The following is a 12,992-nucleotide window of genomic DNA, read 5'->3' on the forward strand; positions in this document are numbered from 1 at the left end:
GGGATACTCTATGACAAGCTCAAGTGAACAAGATGCATATAGTACAGCGATCGCCATTGTTGGTATGTCTGGCCGTTTTCCAGGAGCCCGCGATACCTCAACCTTCTGGGAAAACCTCATGGGCGGAGTAAAATCGATTCGCCGCTTTTCAGACGAGGAATTGCTGGCAGCAGGAGTGGATCCAGAGCAATTGCTGGCACCTGATTATGTGAAAGCGGGCGCGATCCTGGACGACGTCGAGAAATTCGATGCAGCCTTCTTTGGTTTCTCACCCCGCGATGCTGAAATCATGGATCCACAGCACCGATTTTTTCTGGAATGTGCATGGGAAGCCCTGGAGGATGCCGCATATGATCCCGCGACCTATCCAGGACTCATCAGTGTATTCGCGGGCTCTGGCTTTAGTACCTATCTGATTAACAATCTGTATCAAAATCCAGCTCTCGCCGATATCGCCGATCCATTGTTATCGGCGATCGGCAACGAGCGCGACTCATTGGCTTCCATGGTTTCCTATAAGATGAATCTCAAGGGACCAAGTTTTAGCGTCCATACCTTTTGTTCAACCTCGCTGGTCGCGGTCCATCTGGCCTGTCAGAGTTTGCTGAACTATGAATCCGATCTGGCCCTGGCCGGTGGCGTTGCCATCCATGTTCCTCATCTGGCTGGCTATACCTATAAAGAAGGTGGAATTGTTTCGCCGGATGGCGAATGTCGCACCTTTGATGCCAGTGCACGCGGGAGCGTCGTAGGTAATGGTATCGGTGTTGTGACCCTGAAGCGCCTGAGCGAGGCAATCGAAGATCGGGACCATATCTATGCGGTCATTCGGGGCTCTGCCGCCAACAATGATGGGAGCCAGCGTGTGAGCTATACCGCGCCAGGTTTGAATGGACAATCTGAGGTGATCGCGGAAGCTATTGGTAACGCAGGCGTTGATATTGAGAGCATAAGCTATCTTGAAGCCCATGGGACAGGCACCAGGCTGGGCGATGCGGTTGAACTGGCGGCGATGAAAAAAGCCTTTGCTGCCAGTACCGATAAGACCGGATTTTGTGCGATTGGCTCAGTCAAACCCAATGTTGGCCATCTTGATCGTGCCTCGGGTGTGACTGGCCTGATCAAAACCACGCTGGCACTTCAGCATAAACGCTTGCCACCAACAATCAATTTTGAGCATACCAGTGCCGATATCGATCTGGAGCATAGTCCATTTTACGTGCTCACACAAGCGCGTGAATGGATCTCGCCGACAGATGAGCCGCTCCGAGCTGGTGTCAGTTCATTTGGCCTGGGTGGCACCAACGTCCATATGGTCCTGGAGGAGGCCCCTGTCCGTGAGGTTCACGGCGAGACACGGCCCTGGCAACTGCTTCTGCTGTCTGCAAAGACCGAGCAAGCTCTGGATGCCGCGACGCTCAAACTGGCGACCTACCTGCAACGAGATGATGTGGATCTCAGTGATGTAGCCTATACCCTGCAGGTTGGCCGCAGCACCTTTAACTATCGGCGCATGCTGGTATGTAAAGATAAGCAGGAAGCGCTACGCAACTTGCAGATACCGGCGCAAGATCCGTTGATGAGCAAGCACCAGACCACGCACGATAGTACCGTTGCGTTCCTCTTTCCCGGTCTGGGTGAGCACTATAGTGGCATGGCCCAGGACCTCTATCAACAGGAGCCGGTGTTCCGGGAAACTGTGACCAGCTGTTGCACCTGGCTGGAACAGCACTTGCAGATCAATGTCCTGGAATATCTGTATCCGGCTCAGGGGAGAGGAAGGCGTAAAACTGTTCATGGACATGCAGCGGGAGACGTTGCCATGCCCAGCACTATCGAATTAGCTGATCTCGCCCTCTTTATCATCGAATATGCGCTGGCCCGGCTTTTGATGTCCTGGGGTATTCAACCGGCCGCATTGTGTGGATATAGTCAGGGTGAGTATGTAGCCTCCTGCTTGGCTGGTATCTTCTCATTGGAAGATGCCCTCTGGCTCGTCGCCCAACGCGCACGTTTGATTGCCACACAATCCTCCGGCGCCATCCTGGCCGTGGCCCTGGCGGCCGATACTGTACAGTCTTATCTCGATGAAGAATTGAGTCTGGCCGCCATCAACGGCCCTAAACTCTGTTTGTTGTCCGGCTCAATCCAGGCCATTGAGGACATAGAGGAGCGCTTTGCCCAGCAAGAAGTAGAGTGTCAACGGCTGGATGTTGCCTATGCGCTGCATTCGACACAGCTCGCGCATCTGCAGGCTCAACTGACCGCGCTGGTAGGCAGCCGCCAATTGCACGCTCCGCAGATCCCACTGCTCTCCAACCTTACCGGGGATTGGATGACCGCCGAGCAGGCAACTGATCCAGCCTATTGGGCGCAACATATGAGCCAGACCATCCAGTTTGCGGTGGGCGTTGAGCGGCTCATCCATGAGACAAAACATATTCTGTTGGAGGTTGGTCCAGGCCAGGCGCTGAGTGCCATTCTGAGCCAGCATCCTGATAACCACGACACAGGAAGGATTATTTCCACCCTACCAGCAGCCAACCAGCCACGTTTCGCTTCTGCCCATGTGCTCAAGGCGCTGGGTCAACTCTGGCTCGAAGATGTGGTGCCTGCCTGGAGCCAGTTCTATGAGCACGAGCAGCGCCAACGTATTTCCCTGCCGACCTATCCTTTCGAACGTCAGACATACTGGGTTGATCCACCGCAGCGACAGCTCACGATCCAGCCCACAGGCTCCGTATCACAGAAGCAATCAGCTTCGGCGACTGGCAAAAAAGTTGATCCTGCCGACTGGTTCTATCGCTTGCATTGGGAAGAGACTCCATCATTATCTCTGCCCACAGCGGGAAAGCAGTCAGGACCCTGGTTGGTGTTTGACGACCTGACCTCGATTGGGGATGCAATTATTCAGCGGCTGCAACAGGCTAAGATCGAGGTCATCCGCGTCCAGGCTGATTCAAGTTTTGCCTGCCTGGATAGTCATCGTTTCCATATCAGGGCTGATGTGCAGGATGACTACGTGGCATTGGGCAAAGCCCTGGAGCAACTGCCGCCAATCAGTACCGTGCTGCATCTCTGGACTACCCAGGCAGAACAGGCCACCGCCAGCGACGCTGCCACATTCCAATTCTGGCAAGATCGTGGTTTGTATAGCTTGTTGTTTCTGACGAAGGCCCTTGGCGCGCAGCTCTATGATACCCCGATCACCATACTGGTTGCCTCGACAGGTCTACACGAGATTACCGGTCGAGAGCTACTCACTCCCGAAAAAGAGACCTTAATGGGGGCCTGTAAGGTCATTTCGCAGGAGTATTTGAATATTACCTGCCGTTGTATTGATTTTGAGCAATGGAGCGATCAGGAGAGTACCTGGCTGGCTGAGACGCTGCTGGCTGAGCATGGAACGGACAATAGTGATTATGTTGTGGCCTACCGTCAAGGGATGCGCCATCGTCAAGCGTTTGAGCCTGCTCCGCTTTCCCTGCCGCCGGCCCATAGCGCTCGTAATGTTTTCCGACGACATGGCGTCTATCTGATCACCGGTGGCCTGGGAGGGGTTGGTCTGGTGCTTGCAAGCTATCTTGCTCGTGAAGTACAGGCCAGGCTGATCCTGGTCGGACGGGCGGATTTTCCTGCCCGTGAAACATGGTCCGATTGGCTGCTTACCCATGACGAGCATGATAGTACACGGCAGCGTATTGAACAGTTGCAAACCATTGAAGCGCTGGGCGGACAACTCATGATCGCGCAGGCAGATGTGGCCGACCGCCAACAGTTAGAGGCCGTTTTTGAGCAGGCAGACAGACAATTTGGTCGTATCCATGGCGTGATCCATGCCGCTGGAACCTCGGCCAGGAGCGCCTTTGGCACCATCCAGGAGCTTGAGCGCGAGCAATGCGAACAACACTTTCAGCCGAAAGTCTATGGTCTGTATGCACTGGAGCAAGTTATTGGTGAGCGTGACCTCGACTTCTGCTTGCTCTTCTCCTCGCTGGCATCGATTCTGGGAGGACTTGGCTTTGCCGGTTATACTGCTGCCAACATCTTTATGGATGCCTTTGTGCGCAAACATAATCGTGAGGCAGCGACACTTTGGACAAGTATTAACTGGGATACCTGGTCACTGAAAGCCGATGCGCACGGTGCCCTGGGGGCTACTGTGGCCGAGTTTGCTATGTCACCTGAAGAGGGCGCGCAGGCCCTGCTACACATCCTGGCGTATCGGAATATCACCTATCTTATCAACTCGACCGGTGACTTGCCCGCTCGTATTCGCCAGTGGATCAAATTTGAGGGTGAGAAGCAAGCCGAGCCTGCGGTGAACGAGCGGCGTGACGTTCCACGACCATATATGTCAACTGACTATGTGGCGCCGAGCGATGGTTATGAACAACTCGTCATTGATGCCTGGCAGCAGATATTAGGTATCAACCATATCGGGGTGCAAGACAATTTCTTTGAACTGGGAGGCCATTCCCTGATGGGTACCCAACTCATCTCGCGGCTGCGCAAAACCTTCCAGATGGAAATTCCGCTCAGTACCCTTTTTGACGCTCCCACGGTCGCCGAGCTTACCGGTATCATCAAAAATATGGTTATTGAAGAAGCTGAGAAACAGAGCACAAAGGAGGCTGTAACCAACTAATTATCGGGCAATGTAGCATAGTATAAAGAGAAAGAGGTAGCGAGTGTTTTCAGACAACAAAGGTACCCCTCCTGATAATGCAATTGCGATTATTGGTATGTCGGGCCGTTTTCCAGATGCAAAGAATATCGACGAGTTCTGGCATAATATCCGTTCTGGCATCAGTTCTATTCGTCAATTTACTGACCAGGAACTACTGGCCGCTGGTGCTGATGCAGAAGCGCTGAAGCAGCCAAACTACGTCAAAGCAGGGGTAACTCTGCCGGGCATCGAGTTATTTGACGCCCAGTTCTTTGGATTTTCGCCACGTGAAGCCGAAGTAATGGATCCACAACAGCGCCTCTTCCTGGAATGTGCGCAAGAAGCTTTAGAATGTGCTGGCTATGATCCTAATACCTATCAAGGCTTGATTGGCGTCTTCGCCGGCAAAGGTGGAAATTCCTATCTGGTCGAGCATCTGGTGCCAAATCGAGCATCCATTAACACGTTGCAGGCGTCAACCGGCAATGATAGTGACGCGCTGGCATCAACCGTCGCCTATAAACTGAATCTCAAAGGACCAAGCATTGCGATCCAGACCTTCTGCTCAACGTCGCTAGTCGCCATCCATTTCGCCTGTCAGAGCCTGTTAAATTATGAGAGCGATATGACCCTGGCCGGTGGGGCCGCCATTCAGATTCCGCATGGTACTGGCTATCTCTATGAGGAAGGCAGTATTTATTCTCCAGACGGTACCTGTCATGCCCTTGATGCCAATGCACAAGGGAGTGTCATGGGGAGTGGTGCAGGCATTGTGGTATTGAAACGCCTGGCGGATGCGCTGGACGATGGCGATCAGATCTATGCCCTGATTCGTGGTTCAGCTGTGAACAATGATGGCACGCTACGTGTCAGCTATACCGCGCCAGGACTCGATGGTCAGACTGAGGTGATTGCAGAAGCTATTGGCAATGCCGATGTTCCAGCCGAGTCGATCAGTTATATTGAAACGCATGGAACCGGCACAAAACTGGGTGATGCTGTTGAATTATCAGCGATGAAAAACGCCTTTGCCTTGAGCACCACAAAACAACAGTTTTGTGCGATTGGCTCGGCCAAGCCCAATGTCGGCCACCTTGATCGTGCCTCTGGAGTGACCGGTCTGATCAAAACCATCCAGGCACTGCAACATAAAGTCCTGCCTCCCAGCTTAAACTTTACCCGCGCAAACCCTGATGTGCAGCTTGAGCAGAGTCCTTTTTATGTGAATACACAGCTTCAGGAATGGAGCAACGAGGACGGTCCCAGGAGAGCAGGGGTCAGTTCTTTTGGTCTGGGTGGCACCAATGCGCATGTCATTGTGGAAGAAGCGCCTGAACGTCAGCCCGGTAGTGCCTCACGGACCTGGCAACTGTTACTGCTTTCGGCGCGTACTGAAAGCGCATTAGAGGCCGCCACGACCAACCTGCAAAACTACCTGCAGCAGCATCCAACTGCAGAGCTGGCCGATATTGCCTACACCCTGCAGGTTGGGCGAGCAACCTATAATTATCGGCGTGCTATCGTCTGTCAGAGTAGCGCAGACGCTGTACAGATTCTGGAAACAAAGCAGACACCGATCCGCCAGGAAACCTTACGTGGTCGTGGCGTGGCCTTCTTGTTGTCAGGTCTGGAAGAGCCGGCGGTCGGCACTGCCCAGGAGCTGTATTCCACAGAGCCAGCCTTTCAAGCTGCCATCGACACCTGTAGTCAGATAGTACAAGAGCGCTTTCAACTTGATCTCCTGGCTGCACTGTATCCTGAATGCCAGACGCGACAGCGTGGAGGGCATCTCTCCAGAAAGCATCGGCACGGCAACGCCAAAGCGCCTGAAGCTATGGCTGATCCTCTACTAGCCCAGATGGCTCTGTTTGCCATTGGGTATGCATTGGCACAACTCTGTCAAAGTTGGGGCATACAACCACAGGCCATGCTTGGGTATGATCTGGGTGAATATATTGCAGCCTGTCTGGCCGAGGTCCTTTCACTGGAAGATGCCTTGAAATTGACCATGTATCGAGCGCAGCTGGCCGTACGTTTGCCTGCGGGAGCGATGATGATCGCCTCACTCTCGCCCGAGACGGCAGAACCATACCTCAACGAACAGATCACATTAGCGGCTACGCACCGTCCCAACTCCTGTGTCCTATCAGGATCCGATGAGGCCCTCGATTTGCTTGCCAGTCAGTTATCAGGCCAGGGGATATCCTGTCAGATGCTGCCAACCAGGTATGCCTGGCATTCCTCACAACTTGCAGCCGTGTGTACTGAGTTCAGAACCTTTGTCCAGAGCCTGCAATTGCAGGCACCCACGACTGCCTATATATCCAATGTGACTGGCAACTGGATTACTGCCGAGCAAGCCATGGACCCTGACTACTGGGTACAACTGCTATGTCAGCCGATACGATTTGGTAACGGAGTGGCCCGGCTCTTGCAGGAGACGGATAACCTGCTGCTAGAAGTAGGATGTGGTCCATTCTTGCGCACCATCAGTGCCCAGCATCCTGCCTGTCCAAAGGACCGTCTGGATTGTGTATTGGCGACCCTTCCGAATACCGCCGATACCGCGCAAGCAAATATGGTGGCCATGCTAGGTGGACTCTGGGCAGCAGGTACATTTATTGACTGGTCAGCCTTTTATGGTCGTGAACAGCGCCAGCGTCTGGCCCTGCCTACCTATCCGTTTGAGCGCCAGCGCTACTGGCTTGAGACGCGCAAAGCCTTGTATGAAGAGCAAGTCAAGCATCCTACAGACGATGATTGGGAGAAGCTGCCTGATCTCGCTGATTGGTTCAATATCCCTTCCTGGAAACGATTACCCATTCCTGTTGGTGGTAGCACAAGCTCTCATGGCTCATGGCTCATCTTTGCTGACGAGCAGGGTGTTGGACAGGCCCTTATTGAGCAGTTGCGTGCGCATGGGGAGGATGTTGTTGCGGTCATGCCGGGTTCAGGCTTCCAGCAGCAAGGGAGCAATGCCTATTGTGTGCGCGTAGACGTGCGTGGTGATTATACCCGGCTGTTTCAAGCGTTGCAGGCAGATGATAAGACACCTGAGCATATTGTGCAGCTCTGGAATGTTGCTCCAATCCAGCCAGCAACACAGCAAGTACGGCCCGAACAAGGATTAGTGCCGGTTCTGGCTTTAACTCAGGCGATTGCTGATAGTGCCTGTACGCAGTGTGCCCTGACCTTTATTGTGAACGGACTCTGGCGTATCCTGGGCACCGAACAGGTGCAAGCAGAGAAAGCGTGTATGCTGGGGCCTACTCGTGTCATTCCCCAGGAGTACAGTAATATTACCTGCCGCTGTATCGATATCGTCTTGCCAGAACATGGTGGCGTAGCAACGCAGCTGGTCGAGCAACTACAACAAGAACTTCTCTCCGCCAGCACTGATGTCGTGCTCGCCTATCGTGAGCAATCACGGTGGGTGCAAACCTTTGAGGCCATGCCCTTACCGGGTTCCCCGCAGCCGCTGAGCCCTTTCCGCCAGAAAGGCATCTATCTTATCACTGGTGGCTTAGGTGGGATCGGGTTGGCTACCGCTGATTACCTTGCGCGTAACGTGCAGGCTCGCCTGGTCTTAACCTCGCGCTCTGGTCTGCCTGAACGTGAGCAATGGGCCACCATCCTGCAGACGACAGGCAGTGAAAAAGGGACAGGGCGCATGATTCGTCAGGTGCTTGATCTGGAAAAGCATGGTGCGCAAGTGCTGACCTGCGCCGTAAATGTCGCGGATGAGCAAGGGATGGCACAAGTGATTGCCCGGGCTCAAGCCACTTTTGGTCCTCTCAACGGCGTGATCCATGCCGCTGGAATTCCTGCCTCGGGTCTGATTCAGCAGAAAGCGGCTGAGGATGCCCGGCGTGTGCTGCAACCTAAGATACAAGGAACCCAGGTGCTTGAACGTGTCCTGGCGGACGTCCCGCTAGACTTTCTCGTGCTCTTCTCCTCGACCAGTTCTGTCACTGGTGGAGGACCTGGTCAGATTGATTATTGCGCGGCTAACGCCTACCTGGATGCACATGCTCAGCAGCATAGTTCCAGGCAACGTAAAACCGTGGCGATCAACTGGGGCGAATGGCAGTGGGATGCCTGGGAAGATGGCTTGCAAGGGTATCCCAAAGATGTCCAGGAATACTTCAAGAAGAGGCGTGCCAGTGTTGGTATCTCCTTCGATGAAGGCATGGAAGCCCTTACCCGCATTCTGACACAGTCATTGTCGCAAGTCATTGTTTCAACCACCGATTTTCAGCGCGTGGTGACCAATAGCAAGCATTTTTCAGTCTCAACGGTCCTGGAGAAATTTCATGATCTCCATCAGGCAGATAGCAAACATCAGCGACCTGTCCTGGCCAACGATTATGTTGCTCCCGGCACTGAAGCTGAAGGCAAACTTGTCACCATCTGGGAAGAGCTTTTAGGCCTGGAACAGGTGGGTATTCACGATAACTTCTTCGAACTGGGTGGAAATTCCCTGATGGGTACACAGCTCATCGCACGTTTCCGTAAAGCTTTCCAGGCAAATCTACCCCTATCACTTGTCTATGAAGCCTTAACCGTGGCGGAGCAAGCGCAAACCATCCACCGATTATTGGATGAGCCTCATAAAAGCTCTGCGGATAGTAGAAACGCACAAAGCGCGGTCTCTGTACGATAGTTTTATTAGCAATATGGAGGGATAAAACAGTGAGTAAACAAATTGTTGGTGTAGTTGGCGCGGGTGTTATGGGCGTTGGCGTGGCCCAGGCCCTGGCACAATCAGGATTTCATGTCCTCTTGCTGGACATATCGAATGAGCTCCTGGAGCATGCAAAAGAAGAAATTAGCAACAATCTTCGTTTCCAGCGCATGTTTAACAAGGGGCAACAGCAAGAAAGCATTCCCCTGATTATTGAGCGCATCACCTTTGTGACCGATTATGCGCCATTTGCGGATGCCGACTTTGTGATTGAGAACGTCACCGAGAAATGGGAGATCAAGAAGCAGGTGCACGAGCGCTTGAATGAAGTTTGCGCAGACCACTGTGTCTTCGCTGCCAATACTTCAGCCATCTCTATTACGCGTCTTGGTTCACTGCATCGTGATCCAACGCACGTACTGGGTATGCACTTTATGAATCCTGTTCCTCAGAAAAACACCGTTGAAGTGATTCGCGGCTATCATACAAGTGCAGAGACCATCGAAACCGCCCAGAATCTCCTCAAAGCCATGGGGAAAGAAGGGATTGTCGTCAATGACATGCCAGGTTTTGTCTCGAATCGTGTGCTCATGCTTACCGTGAACGAAGCTATTTATCTCGTTCAGGATCAAGTTGCGGCGGCGGCCGACGTTGACAAAATTTTCCGTGAGTGCTTTGGCCATAAGATGGGACCCCTGGAAACCGCTGACCTGATCGGTCTGGATACCATTCTTTATTCGGTTGAAGTGCTCTATGAGAGTTATAGCGACAGTAAATACCGTCCCTGTCCACTCCTCAGGAAGATGGTGGATGCTGGTCTGTATGGTCGTAAGAATGGTCAGGGTTTTTATGCTTATTAATTGCAGTCGTCAGTTTTCATTGCAAATGTAGAAAGAGAGTATTCATCATGAACACACAAGAAATTCGTGACAGCATTCGTGCATTCTTGACCTCATTTTTTCCTAACCTTGATGTTACCGACGATCAGGATATCTTTGCGCTGGGCTTTGTCAACTCGCTATTCGCTATGCAACTCGTCCTTTTTGTCGAAAAGAAGTTAGGGGTCAGTCTGGATAATGAGGATCTTGATATCGATAATTTTCGCTCAATTGATGCTATTACGCGTTTGATTGAAAGTAAGAGTGTAGTTAAGGCTGATGCCTGAGTACTTTGTCAAACTTCGTTTGATAGGTTGTGCGCCCGCTGCGCGGGCGGGAAGGGGAGAAATCGGGGGCACAGCCCCCGAACCCCCAGTCAAGGGGCTGCTGCCCCTTGCACCCCCGCTTTGTGCGTTGATGGCTGTTACTGGCATGTTGATCAATTGATGTCTGGCAGAAGATTTGTATGAAAAATGTTGTGTTAAGAGGGGAAGACTATGGTAATAACGGCTATCAATGAAGAACAGGAGACTGAACGCAGGTCTGATTATCGAGCCTTTGTTGATCAGTACATTGTTCCCTATGCCGATCAGTATGATCGTCAGGCCAGTACGCCGCCGGAGTTAATCCAGCGGCTGGCTCGACAGGGATATCTGGGGGCTTTAATCCCCACTTGCTATGGTGGTTCCGGCCTGGATATGGTCACATTAGGCATCTTAAGCGAAGAGCTTGGACGCGGCTGCTCATCGATTCGGAGCCTTTTAACGGTCCATAGTATGGTTGCCTACGCACTATTACGCTGGGGGAAAAAGTGGCAGCAAGAACGCTGGCTCCCTAAACTGGCGAGTGGTGAGATGATTGGAGCATTTGGTCTGAGCGAACCCAATGTTGGCAGTGATGCCAAAAGCATTGAGGCTACCGCCACCATCCAGGGCGAGGAGTATGTCCTTAATGGGCGTAAGAAATGGACTACCTATGGGCAGATCGCGACCCTCTTCCTGATCTTTGCCCAGTGTGATGGCAAGGTTTCAGCGTTCCTGGTAGAGCGTGACACGCCCGGTTTCTCGGTTGAGCCACTGCATGGCATAACTGGCACGCGAGCCTCAATGTTAGGTGAACTCTTTATGCATGAGTGTCGGATACCCAGGGAAAACCTTATTGGTGGTCGAGGTTTTGGCCTGGCTTCCGTGGGGACCTCTGCCTTAGATATCGGGCGCTATACCGTAGCCTGTGGGTGTGTTGGCCTTATTCAGTCCTGTCTGGAAGCCTGTTTGTCCTATACCAATAGTCGGCAGCAATTTGGCAGCTATCTCAAAGACTTCCAGCTCACCCAGCAAATGATTACTCGTATGATGAGTGATGTACGGGCCGCTCGATTACTCTGCCAGCAGGCAGGCCAGCTAAAGGATAGTGGAGATCCAACGACAATTATGGAGACCTGGATCGCGAAATATTTCGCCTCAACAGCGGCGGTACGGGCAGCCAATGATGCCGTCCAGTTGCACGGAGCCAACGGGTGTACCGAAGACTATCCAGTGCAGCGCTACTTACGAGATGCGAAAGTCATGGAAATCATTGAAGGCAGCACGCAGATCCAGCAAATATCCATTGCCCAATACGGATATCAGCAATACAGTATGACCCATTGACGGTCCTTTGGTATTGGTTGGAGAAAGGATAGGAGATTCATGGTAAATAAGTTAGAAAAGAGTGCCCAGACAGCTAGAAAGCAATCAGGTATCAAGTGTGTGGTCTGGGATTTAGATAACACGATCTGGGAAGGAACGCTGCTTGAAGATAGCCAGGTACGTGTGCGCCCGGAAGTCGTAGCGGTGATCAAGGAATTAGATCGTCGTGGGATTTTGCACTCGATTGCCAGTAAAAATGACCATGCTAGCGCGATGGCGAAACTAGAAGAATTCGGGCTCGCTGAATACTTTCTGTATCCACAGATCAACTGGAACGCAAAGTCATCCTCTATTCGTGAAATTGCACGCTTGATCAACATTGGTATGGATACGCTGGCCTTTATTGATGACCAACCATTTGAGCGTGATGATGTTGCTTATGAACTGGCAGATGTCCTCTGCATCGATGCCCTGGATTGTGTGTCTATCTGTGAGCAGCCCGCGTTCACGCCAAAATTTATCACGGAAGATTCTAGCAAGCGGCGTGAGATGTATCTCAGTGATATCAAGCGCAATCAGGAGGAGAAAGAGTTCCAGGGTCCCAGTGAAGAGTTTCTGGCATCGCTCAACATGGTTTTTACCATCAAGGAAGCTGCCGAGGATGATCTGCAGCGTGCGGAAGAACTGACGGTGCGTACACACCAACTGAATACCACCGGCTACACCTATTCATATGATGAGCTCAACGCCTTCCGTACCTCGGATACGCATACTTTATATGTGGCCAGTCTGGAAGATACCTATGGCATCTACGGCAAAATTGGCCTGGCCCTGGTCGTACGCGAACCAGGTATCTGGACGGTCAAACTGCTCTTGATGTCCTGTCGCGTCGTCTCACGTGGTGTGGGCACCATCATCATCAGCTATATCATGCAACAAGCAAAAGCTGCCGGGGCCGTGGTGCGGGCGGAATTTGTCTCCAATGGCCGTAACCGCATGATGTATATCACCTATAAATTCAATGGCTTCAAAGAGATTGAGAAGCACGATGATTACAGCCTGTTTGAGAATGATGTTACTAATATTCAGCCTTTCCCTGATTATATTACCGTACAGATAGATGAGAATTGAGG

Annotated in this window: 6 protein-coding genes; all 6 read left to right on the forward strand. The window is 52.2% G+C overall.

Annotated features, from left to right (window positions below; genetic code table 11):
* Positions 1 to 10: 10 nt before the first annotated feature.
* The 6 genes from EL633_RS32010 (at position 11) to EL633_RS32035 (ending at position 12,990) form a co-directional block, all read left to right on the forward strand.
* Positions 11 to 4,648, forward strand: a complete 4,638-nt coding sequence (locus EL633_RS32010; protein ID WP_126631271.1) for a type I polyketide synthase — start codon at positions 11 to 13, stop codon at positions 4,646 to 4,648.
* A gap of 43 nt (positions 4,649 to 4,691) precedes the next feature.
* A complete protein-coding gene (locus tag EL633_RS32015; protein ID WP_126631272.1) occupies positions 4,692 to 9,332 on the forward strand; it encodes a type I polyketide synthase in 4,641 nt (1,546 codons plus the stop codon).
* Positions 9,333 to 9,361: 29 nt separating this feature from the next.
* Positions 9,362 to 10,213 carry a 3-hydroxyacyl-CoA dehydrogenase family protein gene (locus EL633_RS32020; RefSeq protein WP_126631273.1) on the forward strand — a complete coding sequence of 284 codons (852 nt, stop codon included), beginning with the start codon at positions 9,362 to 9,364 and terminating at the stop codon, positions 10,211 to 10,213.
* A gap of 47 nt (positions 10,214 to 10,260) precedes the next feature.
* The gene (locus EL633_RS32025) at positions 10,261 to 10,518 is read left to right on the forward strand and encodes an acyl carrier protein (RefSeq protein WP_126631274.1); all 258 of its coding nucleotides are present in this window, start codon (positions 10,261 to 10,263) and stop codon (positions 10,516 to 10,518) included.
* A 210-nt stretch (positions 10,519 to 10,728) separates the two neighbouring features.
* Positions 10,729 to 11,880, forward strand: a complete 1,152-nt coding sequence (locus tag EL633_RS32030; RefSeq protein WP_126631275.1) for an acyl-CoA dehydrogenase family protein — start codon at positions 10,729 to 10,731, stop codon at positions 11,878 to 11,880.
* 39 nt (positions 11,881 to 11,919) lie between these two features.
* Positions 11,920 to 12,990: an HAD-IIIC family phosphatase gene (locus EL633_RS32035; RefSeq protein ID WP_126631276.1), complete on the forward strand. Its 1,071-nt coding sequence runs from the start codon at positions 11,920 to 11,922 to the stop codon at positions 12,988 to 12,990.
* Positions 12,991 to 12,992: the final 2 nt, after the last annotated feature.

It is taken from the genome of Dictyobacter alpinus (assembly GCF_003967575.1).
Lineage (GTDB): Bacteria > Chloroflexota > Ktedonobacteria > Ktedonobacterales > Ktedonobacteraceae > Dictyobacter > Dictyobacter alpinus.

Coding starts and splice junctions, on each gene's coding strand:
- EL633_RS32030 (WP_126631275.1), top strand. CDS start 10,729: ATGGTAATAACGGCTATCAATGAAGAACAGGAGACTGAACGCAGGTCT.
- EL633_RS32025 (WP_126631274.1), top strand. CDS start 10,261: ATGAACACACAAGAAATTCGTGACAGCATTCGTGCATTCTTGACCTCA.
- EL633_RS32035 (WP_126631276.1), top strand. CDS start 11,920: ATGGTAAATAAGTTAGAAAAGAGTGCCCAGACAGCTAGAAAGCAATCA.
- EL633_RS32010 (WP_126631271.1), top strand. CDS start 11: ATGACAAGCTCAAGTGAACAAGATGCATATAGTACAGCGATCGCCATT.